The sequence below is a fragment of the Ferruginibacter sp. HRS2-29 genome, from assembly GCF_024343615.1.
GTDB lineage: Bacteria > Bacteroidota > Bacteroidia > Chitinophagales > Chitinophagaceae > Ferruginibacter.
Genome location: NZ_RJUB01000131.1, coordinates 1 through 22,759, shown reverse-complemented (window position 1 = coordinate 22,759; position 22,759 = coordinate 1). Strand labels below are relative to the sequence as shown.

The 22,759-nt window shown below is 43.5% G+C and carries 12 protein-coding genes and 1 tRNA gene; 9 read left to right on the top strand and 4 right to left on the bottom strand.

The features are described 5' to 3' along the window. A partial coding sequence (locus tag EGI32_RS14545; protein ID WP_255154589.1) for a transposase occupies positions 1–535 on the bottom strand: 535 nt, incomplete at its 3' end. Positions 536–825: 290 nt separating this feature from the next. Between EGI32_RS14545 and ggt the strand changes: the two genes are divergently transcribed. Beyond that, positions 826–2,544 (top strand): gamma-glutamyltransferase, encoded by a 1,719-nt coding sequence (gene ggt, locus EGI32_RS14540; RefSeq protein WP_255156091.1) that lies wholly within the window; start codon positions 826–828, stop codon positions 2,542–2,544. Positions 2,545–2,768: 224 nt separating this feature from the next. After that, positions 2,769–7,448, top strand: a complete 4,680-nt coding sequence (locus EGI32_RS21410) for a translocation/assembly module TamB domain-containing protein (RefSeq protein WP_255156090.1) — start codon at positions 2,769–2,771, stop codon at positions 7,446–7,448. Positions 7,449–7,878: 430 nt separating this feature from the next. On the opposite strand, the gene EGI32_RS14530 is transcribed toward EGI32_RS21410, so the two are convergent. After that, complete coding sequence (locus EGI32_RS14530) at positions 7,879–9,084, bottom strand: bifunctional 3,4-dihydroxy-2-butanone-4-phosphate synthase/GTP cyclohydrolase II (protein ID WP_255156089.1); 1,206 nt, start codon at positions 9,082–9,084, stop codon at positions 7,879–7,881. Positions 9,085–9,401: 317 nt separating this feature from the next. Here EGI32_RS14530 and EGI32_RS14525 point away from each other — a divergent pair, with 317 nt between their 5' ends. Continuing rightward, positions 9,402–12,710 carry a TonB-dependent receptor gene (locus EGI32_RS14525; RefSeq protein ID WP_255156088.1) on the top strand — a complete coding sequence of 1,103 codons (3,309 nt, stop codon included), beginning with the start codon at positions 9,402–9,404 and terminating at the stop codon, positions 12,708–12,710. A gap of 150 nt (positions 12,711–12,860) precedes the next feature. On the opposite strand, the gene EGI32_RS14520 is transcribed toward EGI32_RS14525, so the two are convergent. Further along, positions 12,861–13,679, bottom strand: coding sequence for an esterase family protein (locus EGI32_RS14520; protein ID WP_255156087.1), 819 nt, complete (start codon positions 13,677–13,679; stop codon positions 12,861–12,863). 139 nt (positions 13,680–13,818) lie between these two features. Between EGI32_RS14520 and EGI32_RS14515 the strand changes: the two genes are divergently transcribed. The 5 genes from EGI32_RS14515 to EGI32_RS14495 all read left to right on the top strand — a co-directional run bounded on the left by EGI32_RS14515 (position 13,819) and on the right by EGI32_RS14495 (position 18,498). Beyond that, complete coding sequence (locus EGI32_RS14515) at positions 13,819–14,772, top strand: RimK family alpha-L-glutamate ligase (RefSeq protein ID WP_255156086.1); 954 nt, start codon at positions 13,819–13,821, stop codon at positions 14,770–14,772. A gap of 105 nt (positions 14,773–14,877) precedes the next feature. Further along, positions 14,878–15,990 carry a carboxylate-amine ligase gene (locus EGI32_RS14510; RefSeq protein ID WP_255156085.1) on the top strand — a complete coding sequence of 371 codons (1,113 nt, stop codon included), beginning with the start codon at positions 14,878–14,880 and terminating at the stop codon, positions 15,988–15,990. A gap of 140 nt (positions 15,991–16,130) precedes the next feature. Continuing rightward, complete coding sequence (locus EGI32_RS14505; protein WP_255156084.1) at positions 16,131–17,039, top strand: NAD(P)/FAD-dependent oxidoreductase; 909 nt, start codon at positions 16,131–16,133, stop codon at positions 17,037–17,039. 94 nt (positions 17,040–17,133) lie between these two features. After that, on the top strand, positions 17,134–17,559 hold the full coding sequence (locus tag EGI32_RS14500; protein ID WP_255156083.1) for a hypothetical protein: 426 nt from the start codon (positions 17,134–17,136) through the stop codon (positions 17,557–17,559). An 865-nt stretch (positions 17,560–18,424) separates the two neighbouring features. Continuing rightward, a tRNA-Arg gene (locus tag EGI32_RS14495) sits at positions 18,425–18,498 on the top strand. Between the two features lie 1,412 nt (positions 18,499–19,910). On the opposite strand, the gene EGI32_RS14490 is transcribed toward EGI32_RS14495, so the two are convergent. Further along, a complete protein-coding gene (locus EGI32_RS14490) occupies positions 19,911–21,371 on the bottom strand; it encodes a Fic family protein (RefSeq protein ID WP_255156082.1) in 1,461 nt (486 codons plus the stop codon). A 292-nt stretch (positions 21,372–21,663) separates the two neighbouring features. Here EGI32_RS14490 and EGI32_RS14485 point away from each other — a divergent pair, with 292 nt between their 5' ends. Beyond that, entirely contained in the window at positions 21,664–22,608 is a 945-nt protein-coding gene (locus tag EGI32_RS14485; protein WP_255155395.1) for a tyrosine-type recombinase/integrase, read from the top strand. The last annotated feature ends 151 nt before the right edge of the window (positions 22,609–22,759 follow it).

Below are 22,759 nucleotides of genomic sequence, written 5' to 3'. Positions count from 1 at the left end.
TTTGTTTTTCCAGCATTGCTAATACTTTCTGTTGAGATTTAATGATCAGATCACTCTCCTTGATTCCGATATTGCGGTATTCCTTAAGGCTGCATTTTAAAGAAGTTTTTTGTCTTACCAGGCCGGAACGAACTGTATTGAGCATTTTCAAGCGATCAAGATCTTTATCCACAGGAGCATGGGGTATTAGCTTATGTTGTTTCTCTACCCCATATAATGCGATCCTTCTGGCGTCTATTTTATCCGATTTCCCTCTTACTATGCCCTGGGATCTTAGTATTTCCAAAGCAGCCACCTTTACAAATAAAATCGAATACCGATGTAAAAATTCTTCAAACAGGTAACTGTAAAGTCCGGTATGTTCCATGAAGATACCTGCCTGGCAGGTGGATACGTTCTGTTCTTTAAACCATTGCAACAATAATCTAAATCCGCTTTCATTGTTTTCAATGCAATGGTGAGTGCCGGTAGAATGACAAAACACATCAATTGTTTTTTTGGAGAGGTCTGCTCCGATAATGTGCTGAACTTTCATAAATTTGTTTTTAAGCATTAATAAAAAGTTGCTTTGCCTAAAACCTTTAATTAGTCTTTAAGGACTTAATATTCTAATTGGGCCTTGCAACCGTGGAAGGCGATGGGGACTGATACACAGATTAGATCGTAAGTCTAGCCCTCTGTCAAGTTCACCCCATTTCCTTTCACAAATTTTATTAATCTTAATTACCTATCAAAGAGCTGTTTTCTATCTAAAGGTTACTCTGTGACCCCTGTGTCTCTGTGGTTCAAAAAACTGCTAAATTTGTAGAATAACTTTAACCTCATATGCTTACTCCGCGTTTTGTTTCGTTTTCATTCTTTATACTGTTTTCAGGTGTTACAGGTTTTGCGCAGCAACACACTCCTTATAATTATACCATACAAAAAGAGATCACCTGTAGCAAAGGTGCCGTAGCGTCCGCACATCCGCTGGCCAGCAAAGCCGGTGTGGATATACTGAAGAAGGGCGGCAATGCTGTGGATGCGGCTATTGCCACCCAACTTGCCCTGGCCGTAGTGTATCCCGGGGCGGGCAATATCGGCGGTGGCGGATTCCTGATCGCACATCTGAAAAACGGGAGAAATATAGCGCTGGACTACCGCGAAAAGGCGCCCAAAGCGGCTTCGAGGGATATGTACCTGGACAGCGCCGGTAATCCCAATCTCGATAAATCGCAATACGGCCATCTTGCCGCAGGCGTTCCCGGCACTGTAGCCGGTCTTTTTGCCAGCATGCCTTATGCAAAACTTCCCTTCGCCGACCTGGTAGCGCCTGCCATTGAGCTCGCGGAAAAAGGTTTTGTGATCACCAAAAGCCAGGCTGCTTCTTTTAATTCCGCCAAAACAGATTTTCTGAAATATAATACCGGCAGCCCCGCTTTTGTAAAAGACAGTCCATGGAAAGAAGGTGATACTCTTTTTCAAAAAGACCTGGCCAATACCCTCAAACGCATACGGGACCTGGGACAGAAAGGTTTTTATGAAGGCGAAACGGCCAGGCTGATCGTGGAAGAAATGAAAAGATCGAACGGCATCATCAGCCTCGAAGACCTGAAAGAATACCGGGCGGTGGAACGTAAAGTGATCGATTTCGATTATAAAGGGTATCGCATCATCACCATGCCCTTGCCGAGCAGCGGGGGTATCATCCTGGAGCAGATGATGAAGATGATTGAAAAGAGAAACATCGGCGCTATGAAATTCCAGTCACCGGCAAGTGTGCAACTCATCACCGAAATAGAACGGAGAGCTTATGCCGACAGGGCAAATTTCCTTGGCGACCCGGATTTTGTAAAGGTTCCGGTAAAAACAATGGTGAGTGAAGTCTACTTACGGGAACGCATGCACGATTTTGTTCCCGGGAAAGCCGGTAGCAGCGACAGCACCAAAGCCGGGCTGATAGATGAAAGCAAAGAGACCACCCACCTCAGCGTAACCGACAGCGAAGGCAATGCCGTATCGGTCACCACCACGCTCAATGGTGGTTATGGCAGCAAAACCGTGGTATCGGGCGCCGGTTTTTTATTGAATAATGAAATGGATGATTTCAGTGTAAAACCGGGCGTGCCCAATATGTATGGGGCCGTTGGCAACGAAAAGAATGCCATCGCTCCCGGCAAAAGGATGCTGAGCAGCATGACCCCGACCATCGTACTTAAAAATAATGCCCCTTACCTCGTGGTAGGCACCCCCGGCGGCACTACCATCCCCACCAGCGTATTCCAGACCCTGGTGAATGTGCTCGAATTCAACATGAGCCCCTCCGACGCGGTGAATAAACCGAAGTTTCACCATCAATGGCTGCCCGACCAGGTCTACCTGGAGAAAGGGTTCAGCGAAACAACGAAGAATGCGTTGATAAAAATGGGCTACAAAGTGACGGAGATCCCCCAGATAGGGCGGGTGGAGCTCATCAGGATCGGACTGAAGCCATCAAAAAAAATGGAAAAGATATTCTCTGCCGTAGCCGACCACAGGGGCGATGACGCGGCTGAAGGATACTGATCTTGCAGGATGTGAGATGTAAGATGTATGATATCTTGTGGGGCTAAATGGCCTTTGTTATTAACAAAAGCATAAAAAGTTCTGTAAATCATACATCTTACATCATACATCATACATTATTTTCTATTTTTACAGCTAATAACAGATTACATTAAATTCACTTACGTTTCCTGCGAAATTTCCTCAAAATATTATTAAGGGTCTTCCTGGCAATCATCTTGCTGGTGGTTATACTATACGGGCTCATCCAGTTGCCCTCCGTACAAACCTGGCTCATTACGAAAGTGGCCACCAACCTTTCCGAAAAATTACATACCCGGGTTTCAGTCGATAAAGTGAATTTTCGTTTTTTCAACCAGCTGATCGTGGAAGGTGTTTTGGTGGAAGACCGTAAAAAAGATACGCTTTTGTACGCAGGCTCATTGAAAGGTAACGTGACCGACTGGTTTATTTTCAAGGATAAGATTTCCATCACCAATGTAACGCTGAACGACGCGATCGTAAATATGCGCCGCTCCGATTCCGTATGGAACTACCAGTTCATCATCGATTATTTTGCTTCGCCCAAAAGTAGCGGCGGCAAAAAGAATGATCTCAACCTGGATATAAAGGAAGCGCATTTCAACAATGTCTATTTTAATAAAAAAGATGCCTGGATCGGCCAGGATATGCTGGTATCGCTCAAAAAGCTGGATCTCACTGTTGATTCTGTAAATTTCAACACCGGCATGATCGCTATCAACCAGTTGTTTCTGGATCAGCCTGTGTTCCTGCAAAGCGATTACGAAGGCAAAAGGCCTCCCGTGCAGGACCTTACCACGCAGATGGAAAAGATCCCGATCGTATCGGCCTTTAAATGGAATAATTCCGGCTGGGTGTTTAAGGCGAAAAACATCTCTATCAACAACGGAACATTTGTCAACGATAAATACACCGACCGTGAAGTATACCCCGATCGCTTCGACGGGCAGCATATCAACTTCAATCATATCAACGGGAGCCTGAAGAATATCCTCTTCATGAACGATACGCTCACCACTTCCATTTCGCTGAGCTCAAAAGAAAGAAGCGGCTTCGAGCTGAAAAAATTGCAGAGTAATCTGAAGTTTACCCCCGAACTGATGGAATTTGCCGACCTCGATCTGCAGGCCAACAACAGCCGGCTGGGAAATTATTTTTCCATGCAATACAAGGATTTCGGGGAAGATTTCAGCAGTTTCCTGCACAACGTAGTGCTGCAGGCCGATTTTAAGGACAGCCATCTGAGTACCGATGACCTGGCTTTTTTTGCCCCTGCGATGAGTACCTGGAAACGGGAATTCATACTTGAAGGAAATGCGAAAGGTGCAGTCGATAATTTCACGGCAAGAAAAATGAAGATCCGGTCGGGCAATTCATTTGTTGATGGCGATATCGCCATGAGGGGGCTTCCGGATATTAATGGCACGTTCATAGATTTCAGGTCGAATATCCTGCAGACGAATTACAACGATGTAGTAACTTTTGCGCCGTCATTGAAAAACGTGCGGAACCTGTCGCTTTCCAAACTCGGGCAGATCACTTACACCGGCAACTTCACCGGCTTCATCAATGACTTTGTAGCGTATGGAAGCCTGCGTACCAACCTTGGAGAAATAACGGCCGATCTGAACATGAAATTACCTACCGGTCGGGAACCGTATTATTCAGGAAAGATCGCTACCAATGGCTTCAACCTGGGCGCTTTCATCAACAGCGGTACGCTTGGCAACATTGCACTGAATGGAAAAATTACCGGCAACAGTTTCAACATCAATAAGCTGAAAGCCACTGTTGACGGGAATATACATCGCCTCGACCTGGGCGGGTATAGTTACCAGAACATTACCATCAATGGCGACTTTGAGAAAAAACTTTTCATGGGGCATTTTTCCATCAATGATCCCAACCTGAAAATATCATCCCTCGACGGGGCGCTTAATCTTGCGGAAAAAGAGATATCCTTCAACCTGGAAGCCAATGTGGAAAAAGCTAACCTGAAGAATATCCGCCTGATGAATGAGAACCTTTCCTTTGCAGGAAATTTCAGCCTGAACTTCACCGGCAACAACATCGATAATTTCCTTGGTACTGCAAGGGTTTCCAATGCATTGCTGCAGCACGACAGCACCCGGCTTTCCTTCGATTCGCTGACGGTGAATTCTGAAATGATCGGCGATCAGAAAAAACTCAGGGTTCAATCCAACGAGATCGATGCTTCTATCACCGGCAAATTCCAGATACTTCAGTTGCCGGATGCCTTCAAGATCTTCCTCGGAAGGTACTACCCTGCTTACATCGAACTGCCGAAACACCCTGTACAGAAACAGGATTTTTCGTTCGATATCAGAACGAATAACGTGGAGCAATACATACAGCTTTTTGATAAACGACTGGGTGGGTTCAACAACTCCACCTTATCGGGGAGCCTGAAGCTGGATAGTTACGAACTGAAGGTAAATGCCAGCGTACCGCAGTTCAGCTACGACGGAAAAGTATTTGAAAATACGGTACTAACGGGAAGCGGTAACCGCGATACACTTTTTGCGGATATAGCGGTGGAAGACCTGGCGCTGAGCGATAGTTTTCATCTGCCCGATTCAAAACTGAAACTGGCAGCGCATGACAATGTATCACTCATCAACCTTACCACGAGGGCTACCAAAACCCTGAATGAAGCTGAGCTGAATGCCAGCGTACAAACGCTGGCGGATGGTGTGAAGATCCATTTTTTCCCCTCCTCATTTGTGCTCAACGATAAAAAATGGCAGCTCGAAAAAGATGGGGAGCTCACCATCAGGAAGAATTATATCAACGCCAGTGAAGTGAAATTTGCGCACGACAATGAACAGATCGTGATCTCTACCGACTTCCCCGACGAAGGCGGCGATACCCACCTGGTAGCAAACCTGAGGAATGTGGTGATCGAAGATTTTACGCCGTTCTTTCTTACAACTCCTGAACTAAAAGGCAGGCTCAATGGTACGGCTACGGTGAAAGATCCTTTTGGAAAAACGGTCATACATTTTGAAGGTGCGGCAGATAGTTTCAGGATGGATGACCGCTACATCGGAAAAGTGAACCTGAATGCAAATGCGAACCTGAACACGGGGCTGATAGACTTTAAAGTAAATGCGGATGAAAAAGAATTTGATTTCGGACTGAACGGGTCGTACAATTACAAGGATACACTTTCGGAAAACCAGATGAACATCGATTTCCTGGCGAAAAAATTTAATATCAGCGTGCTGGAACCTTTCCTGGGTACGGTTTTCAGCCAGATGAACGGAGTGGCGGAGAGTAACCTGAAAATTTACGGCGGAGCCGGAAAACAATATATCACCGGCGATGCCACCATCAACGAAGGAAGCCTTACGATCGCTTATACCCAATGTAAATATTTCTTCGATAAACAAAAGATCGTTTTCGGCAAAGACCTTATCGACCTGGGCACCATGAACCTGAAAGATACTTTTCAAAATACCGGAACTGTACAAGGCAAGCTGCATCACAATTTCTTCAGGAATTTTTCTTTTGAAGGCATGCGTTTTGAAACCAACAAAATGCTTTTGCTGAATACGGATAAAGCAGACAACAGCCAGTTTTACGGAAGAGTGATCGGTAAAGCGCTTATGACCATGAATGGCCCGATCACCAACCTGCAGATGAACATCGACGGTGAGCCGAGCGCCACCGACAGCAGCCACATCTTTTTGCCGACAGGCGCCGGAAAGGAAAGCAATACGGTCGATTACATCGAATTCATACAGTTCGGTACGCAGATGGACGCGGACACCAGGATTGACCAATCGGCCAATTTTGTGCTCAACATGAACCTCACTGCCAACCCCGCCTGCCGCATCGATGTGATACTGGATGAAGAAACCAAAGATATCATCAAAGGCCAGGGAAATGGTAAGCTGAATATCAAAGTGGGGAACAAAGAGCCGCTGCGCATGACGGGCAGGTACGATATTACCAATGGGGAATACACGTTCAACTTCCAGACATTTTTGAAAAAACCGTTTACGCTCAAGCAGGGGTCTATCACCTGGAACGGCGACCCTTATGAAGCGATCATCGATCTGAGAGCGGAATACCTGGCAAAAAATGTTGACATCACCAGCCTCAACAGCAATGCGCTGTCTACCGGCGGGCTTGCTACCAGCCAGGTAAAACCGGTACAGAAATCGGATGTAACGGTGGTATCCAAACTTACCGGCAGCCTGAAAAAACCGGATATCAATTTTGAATTTGACCTGCCTGAATACAGCGAATACAGCAAGGATTATCTTATCCTGAAAAAGCTCGCTGAATACGAAGCCGATAAAAACCTGATGTTGAACCAGGTGGCGAGTTTGCTGCTTTTCAACTCATTCATTTCCGAAACGGAAAGTTTCATCACGCAACAAAATACCTTTGCGCTGGCCACCAATACCATCGGCGGTGTGGTGAGCGGCTGGCTCACCAGTACATTCAATAAGGAACTGGAAAAAGCTACCAATGGCAAGATCTCAACGTATGTAGATATCAGTCCCACCTTTGACCTGAAAGCCACGGCCGCCCAGCTCCAGGCCAATGTGCGCAGCGGCCTCAAGATATTACTCAGCGACCGGTTGAACGTACTCATCGGCGGTAATCTCGATTACAATAACCCCTATGCTTCGCAGCTGAACCGAAAAGCATTATTCACCCCGGATATCACCATCGAATGGTTGCTCAACAAAGACGGATCGATCCGTGTGGTAGGCTTCAACCGCACCAGCATTGACATCACCAGCGGCCAGCGAAACCGCTCCGGTGTACAGTTGTCGTACAGGAAGGATTTTAATAAACTGTCGGATATATTTAAAAGCAGGAAGAAGATTGATACGCTGAAAAATTAAGAATTACGAATTACGAATTACGAATTACGAATTACGAATTACGAATTACGAATTACGAATTACGAATTACGAATTACGAATTACGAATTACGAATTACGAATTACGAATTACGAATTACGAATTACGAATTACGAATTACGAATTACGAATTACGAATTGGAGCGAAGAACTTAGCGGAAGAATAATCGCAGATTTCAAAGGGATGAAGGGGATTACACAGATTATTTTTCACTACGTGAAAAACGAAAATGCAGTTTATAACACCTTGACTTAAGTTAATAAGTTGCGGTTATTATAAACTGCATTTCTGTTTTCTGTGAAGCAGGAAACAATCTGTGTAATCCTTTTATCTTTTAAAAAATCTGCGATTATTCTTTTCGCTTCATTCTTCGCTCCAATTCGTAATTCGTAATTGTTAATTCGTAATTGTTATAATCCGTTCAGTATCTCATGCCCCAGCTTATCCCTTTTTGTAAAAAGATACTTCTTATTATACGCATTGGGTTCCATTTCAATCGGCACAGTATCTACCACTTCAAGGCCATACCCCAGCAGTCCGGCACGTTTGCGGGGATTGTTGCTCATCAGCTTCATTTTTGAGATACCCAGGTGGCGCAGTATCTGTGCACCAACTCCGTAATCCCTTTCATCCATACCAAATCCAAGTTCGAGGTTGGCTTCCACCGTATCCATACCCTGTTCCTGGAGTTTGTATGCTTTCAGCTTATTGATAAGCCCGATACCTCTTCCTTCCTGGTTCATGTATAACACAAGGCCTTTGCCCTCCGCTTCTATTTTTTCGAGGGACTGATGCAGTTGCTCGCCACAATCGCAGCGGTAAGATCCTAGTATATCGCCGGTAAGGCAACTGCTGTGTACCCGTACCAATACGGGCTCATCTTTTTCCCAGGTGCCTTTTTTGATGGCCAGGTGTATATCACCGGTATTTTTCTGCTTGAAAGCGATCAGGTCGAAATTGCCGTATCTGGTCGGCATCTGTACACTCACTTCTTCCTCTATCAATGTTTCGGTTTCGAGCCTGTAGGCGATCAGGTCTTTGATGGAAATGATCTTCAGGTCAAATTTCGTCGCTATTTCTTTCAATTCCGGTAGCCTTGCCATGCTTCCGTCTTCATTCATGATCTCTACCAATACACCTGCCGGTGGAAAACCTGCCATACGGGCCAGGTCGATAGTGGCTTCCGTGTGACCTGCCCTTCTGAGCACGCCGCCGTTTTTGGCCTTTAACGGGAAAATATGCCCCGGGCGGCCGAAATCTTCCGGTTTGGTGGCCGGATTCACGAGCGCCAGGATGGTTTTGGAACGGTCGTGAGCCGAAATACCGGTGGTACAACCATTTCCCAGCAGATCGATACTTACAGTGAAAGCCGTTTCGTGAAGGGAAGTATTATCGGTCACCATAGGCTGAAGGTTCAATTCAGCGCATTTTTGCTCGGTGATGGGGGTACAGATCAGGCCACGGCCGTATTTGCTCATGAAATTCACGATTTCCGGGGTGGCATTATTGGCCGCGGTAATAAAATCGCCTTCGTTTTCACGGTCTTCGTCGTCCACTACAATGATCAGTTTGCCGTTCTTTATATCTTCAATCGCTTCCGGGATGGTATTCAACATATAGTCCTTTTTTATTACACGAATTAAAACCCCGGCGGTTTCCACCCCCCCGGGATTTATGTATTGCAAAGTTAATTACGTTTCCACGTATTTTATAGTAAGATTTCGGATTTCGAAAATATAGCCGCGGCAAATCGTCCCGATAGTAATTTTATCCTTCCAACCGCAAGACAACCTTCAACTTTGAACTTTTGAACTTTCAACCCCAAAGCAGCTATTACGAAATTGTTATTGCCTAAAAATTGTTAACAAATCTTAACAGTATTAGGGTTTTATTTAGTTTCTTTGCTCTGTTCAAAAAACCAAACTATATGCACTTGAAAAAACTTCTCCCGTTGATCCTCATGGTAATGGTGATGCCTTTCCTGGCGAAAGCCCAGGTAACCACCAGTACTATTACAGGTACGGTGTTGTCTGCCAAAAATGAACCTTTGGAAGGCGCTACTATTACCGCTACGCACACCCCATCAGGAACTGTTTACACAACAGTAGCCAAAAAAGGCGGGGCTTATACCCTTCCAAGTCTCAGGATCGGTGGTCCGTACGTAATAAACGTGACATCAGCAGGTAAGCAAGACCAGACGATCAATGATATCACTTTGTCTTTGGGTGAACCGTATAACCTGAACGTGACAATGAACGACAGGACTACGGACCTGGCGGCAGTGGTAGTAACTGCAACCAGTACACGTACGGCACGCGATAAAACAGGTGCTTCTACCAACATCAACTCCAGGTTGCTTACAACGCTTCCTACTATTTCAAGGAGTATCACCGACTTTACCAGGATCACCCCACAGGCAAGCGGAAACGGTTTTGCAGGAAGGGATCCACGTAACAATAACATCACAGTAGATGGTGCCAACCTCAACAACAACTTCGGTTTGAATACAGATCCATTGCCGGGCGGTGGTGTAAACCCTATCTCTCTGGATGCATTGGAAGAGGTTTCCATAAACATCGCTCCGTTTGACGTTCGCCAGGCTAATTTTACCGGTGCAAACATCAGTGCTGTTACAAAAAGCGGTACCAACACATTCAAAGGATCGGCTTACACTTACTATAAAGATGAATCTTTCAACGGCCTGAAAGTTAAGAATGTAAAACTTCCTGACCTGCAGAGTTCTTATAGCAAGATCTTCGGCGCTACCCTGGGTGGCCCGATCATCAAAAACAAATTGTTCTTCTTTGGTTCTTACGAGTATGAAGAAAGATCTGCGGTATTGAACTATTACACTCCTACAGGCCCTGGTGCCAGCGGAAGCGGTAATATCTCTGCAGTCAGCATCGATTCATTGAAAAAAGTAGCTGACTACCTCAATTCAAAATACCAGTTCGATCCGGGCGCTTATGATAACTTCAATACCGGCGTTCCACTGAAAAACCATAAGATCCTTGGTAAGATCGACTGGAATATCAGCAAAACACACAAGCTGACGTTGAAGTATAGCGAATTGGTGAGCACAGGTAGTTCATTGCCCAGCCAGAGTGGTGGTATCAATGGCGCCAACAGCTCAGGTATCATTACCCATGGCCCTAAGTTCTCTCCTACTGCAATGGCTTTCGGTGGTACCATCTACTCTACTGAAGATGTCGTTCGTTCAGGTAGCTTCGAGTTGAACAGTAATTTCAGGGGCAAATTCGCCAACCAGTTGCTGGCAACTTATACAAAAATTGAAGTAAATAAAGATCATCCGGGAGCACAGTTTCCTTTCGTTGATATCATGGGGCCAGCTATCGGAGATAAAACCAACTACATCAGCTTTGGTAACGAACCATTCAATGGTAACTACAATGTGGTACAGAATGATGTGCTGACCATCACCAACAACTTCACTTATTTTGCAGGCCGTCATACCATTACCGCGGGTGCTTCTTACGAGTATCAGAAAGTGGGTAACGGTTTCATGGCAGGTTCGCAAGGATACTATGTATTCGGGTCTGTGGATGATTTCGTAAACAACAGGGCGCCAAAATTATTCTCCCAGACCTATTCACTGATCCCGGGCCAGGATGCGGTTATCTCTGCCGAATTGAAGATCGGACAGCTGGGTATCTACGCACAGGACGAATTTAATGTAACCGACAAACTGAAGATTACTGCAGGTCTTCGTGTTGACAGGCCGATCTACCCTGATCAGCCATTGGAAAACAAAGCGATCTCTGCTTTGAACCTGTATGACCATGCCGGTAATCTTACAAAATACACTACAGGCCGTTGGCCAAAAGCGACTCCATACTTTTCTCCAAGAGTTGGGTTCCGTTGGAGCGTTCCTGACGAAAAAATGGTCGTTCGTGGTGGTACAGGTATCTTCACAGGCCGTATCCCATTTGTATACCTCACCAACATACCTACCAACAGTGGTATGTACCAGGTAGGTGCACTGGTAACTTCAGGTTTGCAGAACTTCCTGTTCAACCCTGATCCACACACTTACAATCCGTTCTACAACACTACCTTGAACCCGGCTCAGTTCCCTACTACAGCGGGTACCAACGTTCCAACCGGTGCTTATGCGCTTACAGCGGAAAAATTCAAATTCCCGCAGGTATGGCGTACCAACTTCGCGGTGGATAAACAATTGGGCAAAGGCTGGGGACTTACTCTGGAAACCATCCTGACCAAAGATATCAACGCGGTTTATATGTTCAACGCCAACCAGAAACTGGCTGATTCAGTAGTGATCACTGGCGGCGTTTCAAGGCCACGTTACACCACCAGTGCAGGCAGGAAACTGAACTCAGCAAGCGGTAACGCTGTTGTGCTTGACAATACTTCAAAAGGTGGAAGCCTTGCAGTAACTGCACAGATCAACAAGTCGTTCAGCAAAGGGTTGTACGCTATGGCTGCCTACACCTACACAGGTGCATGGGATGTTACAGCAAACCCGGGTAGCCAGGCAAACTCAGTTTGGTCTGCCAACCCTACTTCAAGGACACAAAACGATCTTCAATTGTCAAATTCCAACTTCAATACACCACACAGGTTGATCGCAACTGTATCTTACAGGAAAGAATACTTCAAACATTTTGCTACTACCATCTCCTTGTTTTACGAAGGTGCTTCACAGGGCAACATCAGCTATATCTACAATGGTGACCTCAACAACGATGGTAACTCTGCCGACCTGATGTATATTCCTAAAGATCCGACTGAGATCAGGTTTGCGAACCTTGCTGCTACAGGTACTGCTCCTGCATTCACTGCACAGCAACAGTCTGACGCGTTCTTCGCTTTCATCGCACAGGACAAATACCTGAGCAAACACATGGGCCAGGTAGCAGAAAGGAATGGTGCAAGGTTGCCGTTCTTCCACAGGGTTGACCTGAAGATCGCACAGGACCTTTTCACCAACATCGGCGGAAGGAAAAATACCCTGCAGATCACTGCGGATATGTTCAACGCATTGAACTTTATCAACAAAAACTGGGGTGTACGCCAGTTTGCAGTAGTAGCCAACCCTTTGAGGCTGACAGGTGTGACAGCAGGTGTACCTACTTTCACTTTGGCTACTTATATTCCTAACGGACAAACTGTTGCAAGGCTTGTTGACAGGACTTACATCAACAACTACTCTACCAGCAGCACATGGAGTATGCAGCTTGGATTGCGCTACATATTTTAATTGCGAATTAACAATTACGAATTACGAATTACGAATGTTCAAAATTGTTGGTTTAACATAAAAGCAAAAGCCCTCTAAAAATTTAGAGGGCTTTTGCTTTACAACAGAATTTTAAAAACTCATAAGTTCAACATTCGTAATTCGTAATTGTTAATTCGTAATTGAAAACGCCCATTGCAAAAAAACAGGAAACGCCTTCGCCCAGGTAGGTACATCGTGGTGTCCATCCTGCAGTTCCAGGTATTTTATATCGGTTTGTGGATCGTAGCCTTTTTGGGTAAGCTCTTCTATCAGGCCGAGTGTATCATCTATAGAATCAATGACGCCATTATTGTTGCGGTCGCCGGTTTCGTCCAGCGTACCCACTTCAAAGAAAAATTTCAGCCAGGGGCGATAGTCCCCTTCTCTCACCTGGCGGTGCATGATGCGATCGGTATCCTCATCAAAATCTTCCTCCTCCTGGTCTTTATCACGCCACCATAAAGAACCGCTGAAGATCCCCGCGAATACAAATTCTTCGGGATGGTTCCACACGATGTCCAGCGCACTCAGCCCGCCAAGCGAAAAGCCGGCAAAACTTTTATCCTTGAAAGAATAGATATGATATGTTTTGCGGAGAAAGGGCAGCAATTCCTGCATCACAAAAAAATGATATTGCAGCGCTTTCGCCCCCCTTCCTTTATAATCCAGCACTTTGGCTGTGCCGTATTCATTTTTCCTGTCTACCGAGCAATGAAGCCCTACACAAAATATGGGTTCAATTGTACCCGTGCCGATCAGCCCGTCGAGCATTTCATCAAAAGGCATCTTGGGAAGATCCTGCCCGTCGTTGATCAATAAAAGGCTGATGTTGAACGAGAGTCCTGGTATGGCCGGTATATAACAATCCACTTTCACATCCCTCTTCAGGTATTCTGAGTAGATGCTGTGATTTTCGGTGATGATAGCAGTTAAATTTTCTAAAGCCATGAGAAGCGAAAATAAGAATTAAGAATTAAAAATTAAGAATGCAGGCCCATAAGAAATCACTCACCCCATTTTTAATTCTTAATTTTTAATTCTTAATTGTTTTAAATATATTTGGTAACACTAATTTAAATGACACATTATGAAGAAAATCGGAATGTTGCATGGCAAGGAAAGAAGCTTTCCGGAAGCCTTTGTGCAAAGGGTAAACAGTAAAAATATTGATGGCATTATTGCAGAACCAGTCAGCATCGACAAAGTGATGCAGGGAGAGCCAACAGAGTACGCTGTGATCTTCGATCGTATCTCCCAGGATGTGCCATTTTACAGGGCTTACCTAAAAAATGCGGCATTATGCGGCACTGCTGTCATCAATAACCCTTTCTGGTGGAGCGCCGACGAAAAATTCTTTAATAATTGCCTGGCTACAAAAATAAACGTACCGGTGCCAAAAACAGTGATCCTCCCAAGCCGCGACCTGCCACCGGATACCAGTGCCGAATCTTTTTCCAACCTCGCCTACCCGCTCGATTGGGACGGCATTTTCAAATACATCGGTTTTCCTGCTTACATGAAACCATTTGCCGGCGGCGGGTGGAAGAGTGTTTACCAGCTCAACAACATGGATGAGTTTTTTGAAAAACACGCCGAAACCGAACAGCTCGTGATGATGCTGCAGGAAGAGATCAAATTTGATGAATATTACCGTTGTTACTGCATCGGCGGAAAACATGTCCGCATCATGCCATACGAACCACGCAACCCTCATCACCTGCGTTATGTGGCCGATTTCAAACCCAGCGCCGAACGTTATAAACTGATGGAAGACATCGTGCTTCGTATCTGTCAATATCTCGGGTATGATTTCAATACGGTAGAACTTGCCCTACGCGACGGTGTGCCTTATGCCATCGATTTCTGCAACCCTGCACCAGACGCCGAAGTAACGAGCGTTGGCCAGGAAAACTTCGACTGGGTAGTAGAAACTGCCGCCAACTTCGCCATCGAAAAGGCCCAGGCCCACGTGCCCGGCGCCGATAACCTCACCTGGGGTGAATACATCAAGCGCAGCGCGAATAAAGAAAAACTATATTAAATTACGAATGATGAATTACGAATTACGAATTGTTGCATTCAATTCGTAATTCGTAATTTGTAATTCGTCATTATTTATAACCTACTAATAATTTAAACGTCTCACATGGCAAATATCTCGTTCAAGCAATTCACCTTAGGTGTGGAAGAAGAATACATGGTGATCGACCCTGTAACCAGGGAATTGAAAAGCCATGAGCAGAAGATCGTGCATGAAGGGCATAAAGTGATCAAGGATAAGGTGAAGGCCGAAATGCACCAGGCGGTGGTGGAAGTAGGTACCGATATCTGCCAGGATGTAGATGAAGCATATGCCGATGTAGCCACCTTGCGCCGCACTATCAGCACTATTGCCGGCGAACTGGGGCTTTGGGTGGGCGCTTCCGGAACGCACCCTTTCAGCCATTGGGAAAGCCAGCTCATCACCGATCATATCCGCTACAGCGAGATCGTGAACGAATTGCAGGAAGCTGCCCGCAGCAACCTCATTTTCGGCCTGCACGTGCATGTGGGTATGGAAAACCGCGAACTGGCCATACAGATCGCCAATACCGCACGTTATTTTCTGCCACACATATATGCGCTCAGCACCAACTCCCCTTTTTGGGAGGGAAGGCTTACGGGGTACAAATCTTTCCGCACGAAAGTATTCGACAAATTCCCCCGCACCGGTATACCCGATTATTTCGAAAGCATTGAAGCATACGATAATTATGTGAAACTGCTGGTGAAAACCAATTGTATCGACAATGCTAAAAAGATCTGGTGGGACCTTCGGGTACATCCGTTCTTCAACACGGTGGAATTCAGGATTTGCGATGTGCCCATGACTGTGCAGGAAACCATCACCATTGCCGCATTGTTCCAGGGCATCTGCGCCAAGCTCTATAAACTGAGGATGCAGAACCTCAATTTCATCAACTATTCCAGGGCGCTCATCACCGAAAATAAATGGCGCGCCGGCCGGTATGGCATCGACGGAAACCTGATCGATTTTGGTAAGGAAAGCGAAGTAAATACCCGCATCCTGATCTACGAACTGCTCGATTTCATTGATGATGTGGTACCACAACTTGGCAGCCGCAATGCAGTCAATTATGTACACACCATGCTCGAACAAGGCACCGGCGCCGACAGGCAGCTGAAAGTTTTCGAAGAAAAAAACAGCCTGGTAGATGTGGTGGATTATATACATGGAAGCTTTCTGGCAGGACTGTAAGTCAATTACGAATTAAAAATTAAAAATTACGAATGTGGGACCTCGCTTGTAGCGGGGTCTTTCAGTTTGTTCGAAAGGATTTTCCGGATTTTACAAATGCAACGCTGTTGCATTTGTAAAATTTCTGTTATCTTTGCTGTATGGAAATAAAAGATCAGTACGATGTTATTATCATAGGGGGAAGTTATGCCGGGCTTTCGGCAGCCATGGCATTGGGCAGGGCGATGCGCAAAACGCTTATCCTTGATAGCGGAAAACCCTGCAACCGCTTTACTCCACATGCCCACAATTTTATAACACACGATGGAAAAGTGCCGGCAGATATCGCTGCTGAGGCAAGGGAGCAGGTAATGAAATATCCCGGCATTGATCTTATGGAAGGCATTGCTGTAAGTGGACGGCAAATGGAAAACGGGTTTGAGATCGTAACGGGATCAGGAAGATCAGTTTACTCAAAAAAACTGCTCTTCGCCACGGGCGTAACGGACGAACTGCCCGCTATCAAAGGGTTTGAAGCCTGCTGGGGCAAATCTGTCGTGCATTGTCCTTACTGCCATGGGTATGAGATCCGCGATCAGCAGCTGGGCATCCTGGCCAATGGTGCTATGGCATTTGAATTTGCCCGTATGATCAGCAACTGGAGCAGCAGGCTCATAGTTTTTACCAACGGCGCTTCTACCCTTTCGGCAGAACAGGCGGAAAAATTGCTGCAAAAGAAGATCCTTATCGTGGAAACCCAAATAGCCGAATTACAGCATAACAATGGTTATCTCGATAACGTCCTGCTGGAAGATGGCCACACCATTGCATTGAATGCGCTCTTTGCCAAAGTACCTTTCAGTCAATCCTCCAATATTCCACATGATCTTGGATGCAGGTTTACAGAGCACGGACATATAGAGGTAGACGACTTGCAACGTACCACCATAGCAGGAGTATTTGCCGCAGGCGATAATACCACGATGTTCCGTACTTTGTCAGCAGCAATAGCATCAGGCACAAAAGCCGGCGCCATGTTAAACAAAGAACTTACCGATGACAGCTTCTGATCCCTGAACGCCCCCGCGTTTCCCTCATGCTTAATTCTTAATGCTTAATTTTTAATTATTAAGTTATATTTGGTAACAACAAAAATCGATTGCCATGCCACTACAACCCACTCCGTTCTCAACAGAGATCGATGACCTGTATGTTACCACAAATCTTTTGTCTGTTGACCTTGCCAGTTTCATTCACCCTGTATCTTCCCCAAAGGAATGCGAATCGCCGCACACACACATGAAAGCGGTGTACAAGGGCGAGTCGCACAAAGAAATGGATGTTACCATCCACCTGGTGATCTGCGGTGCCGTACCTACCGATCAGCGCCTGCTGATGACAGGAAAATTTTCTGTAAAGAGTGATCGCGAACTTACTACCGGGTATGTAGGCGTACGGCTCATGCAGTATTCTTTCGATCTCATTCATCGTTATATCGAGCATAAACCATTGGCGGATAAGAAGGGGAAATTATTTGTAATGCCTGAGTTTGAATACCACGAAAAGCATTTTGAGAACCTGGCGGGGTAACGTGAGATGCTCGTTTCCGGATGCTGGATAACACAACACAGAATTAAACGAGGAATTTTAATCAGGATCGTCATTGCTGTAAAGGTTACAATGAGCCAACTCAAGCATCTGGCAAAAATCAACTAATCCGAACAGCAATCAACCAGCGGAAAATATCCAGCATCTCGCATCCAACAACCAGCGTCGAGTAACCAGCATCCAGCATTTCATCTACTTAAAACATACTTTCATACACTTTCGGCTGGTTTCTCATCAACTTTAGAAAAAATGAGCTGAAAGGTTTTGTACGTTTATACCGACGTACGATTATGGAAAGGACGGTTTTTAGAAATGCCTGAACAGTAAATAATAAAAAACCCTGGAAATAAAAGTATGTCAAAGGGGGTTTTACATAAATATCAATGAGAGGGAGTCTTACTTTGTAAGGCTCTTTTTTTAAGGAGTTACCATCTAAGAAATAAAAAAGGGGAGTCAATAAAGATGAACTCCCGTTTTCATTGGTAAGTGAATGGATTTTAAAGCGGATATTGTATTACTCAATCCGGAGCAGTAAGTATGCCACTGGAACTTCATTTTTGTAGTAAAAATTCTAAATCATTCATTTATATATGTCCGCAAAGCTTTATCAGTATTGACTTTCACCCAAAATACGAAAATCTCCAACCTTTTATAGATCACAAAACAGCAAATTTCCTGAACAGCCGATCACCAACCTGCTTTTTTGTAGATTTTAATCAACAAAAAACCCTTAGGCCATGACAATTAATGATCTAATAGGCTGAAAAATAAAATATTAAAAAACGTTTGCAGAAATAGATATTTCCTTATCTTTGCCGTCCAAAAATCAGTAACACGATTTCGGAATGGCTGCGTAGCTCAACTGAATAGAGCATCTCACTACGGATGAGAAGGTTTTAGGTTTGAATCCTAACGCGGTCACACTTTAGTACTAAGGGGTTTCAGGTAACTGAAGCCTTTTTCATTTGTAGTAGTGCATCGAAATGTGCATCAAATCGTTCCTTCTTATTCCTTTTGACTGTTTAAATCATTAATTTGATACTACGTAAAATTCATATCCAAAACATGGCTATCCATGGAAAAGTTAACTCTCCCCTCATTTTTCCAATAACCTGAATTATACAGACTATTTTTCAGATGATATTCCAAAGTATTTGACAGAATCCTGTTCACCTATATTTATGCTAAAAAACGCCTGACGTTTGCATCTGATAAACGTAGCGTTGTGATGCTTCAGATCCTGGTATTCATTGAAACTTAGCTCCACAGGCGTACATAGCACCTGGAGTAAAAAAGCATGTGTGAATACAGATAGAAGGTATTCTCTATCAGCATCAAAAAGTGTTTTTCAATTTACATGGAAATAATATTTTGGCTTTGGGTATCCTGAACAACAAATTGTGATAGTAGTTTTATTGATTGCGAGCGAACGGATGTAATTGAAAACCTACTTATTAATAACAAAAGATTTTTCATACGCATTTATAACTTGCCGAATTCCTCATATAGCATTCAAGAAGCCTGTATGTAATTCTCTAAAAATTAATGAATACTTGCCGTAATAATATTTTCCCGAACAAGCTTGATCTTTGATCTTTTAGGATCAAACCACCGCAACGACTGGCTGGTATGCCACATGAAATGAAAATCCCAGCGTTTTCCGAAATTTCCTAAGTCGTATACAATCACACGTTGCTTTTCCCTTCGTTCAACCGGCAACAATGAGCCTTGTTTTTGCGCAAGGTACATACTAAGGAAAACATAACGTTCTCCATAGACTTCAATCTCAAAAGTTGAATCTTTTGAAAATGTTACCAGTAAAGAGTCATTTAAATAGATATTGTTTTATTTATCAAACGCAAATTTCTGTTTATCAATCTTGAAATATTCACAGGAATTATCGTCATCATAACCGGCATAATATTTTCCGATCGATACTAGTTTTTGACTTTGAGCCACAAAGATTATTAATTGTAATCCTAAAATAATTATTGAGACACGAAACATACGAAGTTTTATTTTTTATTTGTGTAAAATGGACTTCGCCATTAGCAAGCATAGTCAGCCCAAAAGAAAAAAGGCTATCGTATTGACAGCTCTTTCGGAGGTCCCTAGCGGATTCGTGATTGAAAAATAACCACCAGAGAATCAATGCTTTAATTTTTTTGGTCTATTTTTTAGTCTATCAAATCAGTTTTCTCCATAAAATATAGTCCAACTTTATCTCATTTAATTTGACTTTACAAAAATACAAAATCCCATTTTTCTTCCAAATTCTTAAGTAATGATGTTTGAGTCTGTTAGCCAATTATTGAACGCTTATAGGGTTTATATCAGCCTTGATCGGTTACCAGCATTATATCAAAATCAAAACTATCAACGCTTCCTGATAGCGTGATGAAACAACGCACAGGAAAATCAATCTTTGCAATACCTTTTTCTATCAGGCTGTCCGGCAAAACAATATTGGGTGTCACAATAAAAACGGGTTGAAAATAATGCGGATCATTATATGTGGCTACTGCATAGCTCTGCGTAGCTACAATACCTTTAGCAGTAACCGCTTCTATGGTAAAATACAAACCATTTTGTGAAAGCCGCCTACTCCATTCATCCGGATGTGCCCATTTAAAAAGTGGTGTCAAAATAATTTTTTTAATCTGGAAAAATGCGCCCAGTTGTGGTAGGGTAAAATCCTTGACCCGCTCATTATTATTGAATAGCAAGCCAACATCTCTTTTCACCAGATCTGTTGCTGCTATGCTATAAGAAGTTGATCTACCTGCGCCATGAACTATAAGATTGCGTGCTGCTACAAGTTCTGAAAGCATACGCTTTACAGTTGAAGGTGGTATGTTTATTCTTTCTGCGATTTCACCGCTGCTGATACCAGGATTATTCTCGACTATCGTGTATACCAGTTGTTCCCTCATGCCGATGGTCTCTCTTTTTTCTTTTTCTTTTACTTTTTCCAGCAACTGTACCTGTATATTTTTTAGACAGTCCAAAAAGAAGTATACCCATTCAACCACTTCCTCGCCCGGCCGTTGGCGCTGAGCATTCATGAGATTTTTATAATATTCCTTTTTACGATGTTCTATCTCATGTTCAAAACTCACATATTCTATCCAGGCATAACCGCTTTTCAATAAGAGTAATGTTGCCAGTAAACGGCTGAGCCTACCATTGCCATCCTGAAAAGGATGAATACTCAGGAACTCATATACGAATACCGCTGCTTTTATTAGGAGGTGTGTTTTACTGTCATTATTATACCATTCCAATAAACTAGTCATAGCCTCCTGTGTTGGCCAACCAGGCGCTGATGTTTCAAAAACGGGGGTTTTCGTGCCATCGGCTTCCGTACGCTCAACACGATTCGGCGTTATTTTGTAATTACCCCTATGAAATTGATCTTTATCACTGTATTTCATCAACACATTATGCAGTTGCCTGATACTTCCTTCTGATATTGTGATATCAGCTTGGGATTCCGCAATAAGGTTTAATGCTTCATAATATCCTGCTACTTCCTGCTGATCCCTTTCACTTAAGTTTGAAATATCAAGATTATCTATCAGTATCTCTACCTCCTTATCCGTTAAACGAGAACCTTCAATCCGTGTTGAGGCCCCGATACTTTTTACCGTGGCCATAATTTTGAGCTCTTTTAATGTCTGCCTCTCTCTCCTTTCGATAGCCTGCCATTGAGCATCAAAACGATCCAGCTGCCCCAGTTCCTGGACCAACTCCATCCAGTTTTCCGGAGTAAAATTTAATGTATGTATCTTCATATGAGACGATTTGAGACACCAATATACGTTTATTTATTAAATATTAATACTATTTGAGACGATTCAAGACGCAAAAAGGCGAATTTATTTATTTTGGGACGAAGTGGGACAATAAGATACGATTAATATTAAGTGGATAAATGCGAAATTAACAGGATAGTGAGGGCAGGCTAAAAAAATCATCCAGTTTACCCATTTAGGAAATCATGTAATGCAGTTAAAATAAAATGTATTACAAATAGTTATACGTCAACAAGAAACTCTCTTTACACCACCTACAAATATAATAAACATGATTTCAATTGAACTCGCAACCAAGGAATTTTTATGCTATTGCAAATTTGAAAAACATTTAAGTGAAAAAACCTTAAAAGCATACACAACAGACCTGAAACAATTCAACTCATTTTTTATCACAGAAAATCTATCAATGGACGTATGTGACATCACCAAAACAGAATTACGTAGATACCTAGAGTCGTTAAGTACATTAAAACCGAAATCTATAAAAAGAAAAATAGCTACAATAAAAGCAATGTTCAATTATATGGAATTCGATGACCAAATTGACATGAACCCGATGAGAAAGATGCGTATTAAAATAAGAGAGGGGAAGATTATACCGAAGGTAATGGAGTTAAAGGAAATAGAGAAAATCCTAAAAGTCGTCTACCAAAGAAAAAACGTGATTTCAGATACCCAAAGCTACGCCTTTTTCGAAGCCCTCCGAAACATTGTGGTGATCGAATTGTTATTCTCAACGGGCGCAAGGGTGTCAGAGATATCGACGTTGAAAACAGAGCAAATAAATGTACGAAGCGGTGAGATAATGATTAAGGGAAAAGGTAAAAGAGAACGCATCATTCATGTTTGTAACCCTGAGCTGCTTAGCCTCTTAAAAACTTACAAGAATCTTTGCATTGAAAGAATGGAATCGGGGTGCAACAGCTTCCTATTGAACAGATTTAGTAACGAGATTTCTACACAATCTATACGGCTACTGGTTAATAATCTCTATAAAAAGGCAGGCATTAACCGGCATATAACCCCGCACGTCTTCAGGCACAGTTTTGCTACGCTTCTGCTTGAAAAAGATGTGGACATAAAATATATCCAGGAGATGCTGGGTCACAGTTCCATTGCCATTACCCAAATATATACACATGTAAATAAAACGAAGCAAAAACATCTATTGCGCACCAGACATCCGAGAAAAGACCTATTCTTAAGTGAATAATAAGCGGCTGTGAATAAAGGATAATCAAATATTATCCTTTATTCAAAACAGAAATATAGCATTTTTATTTTATACTGCCCATTGTAGTGATTATTTTATCTGAGTTGTGAGAATTGTGTCTTCAATACAGGATAACTATTTATTATCAATG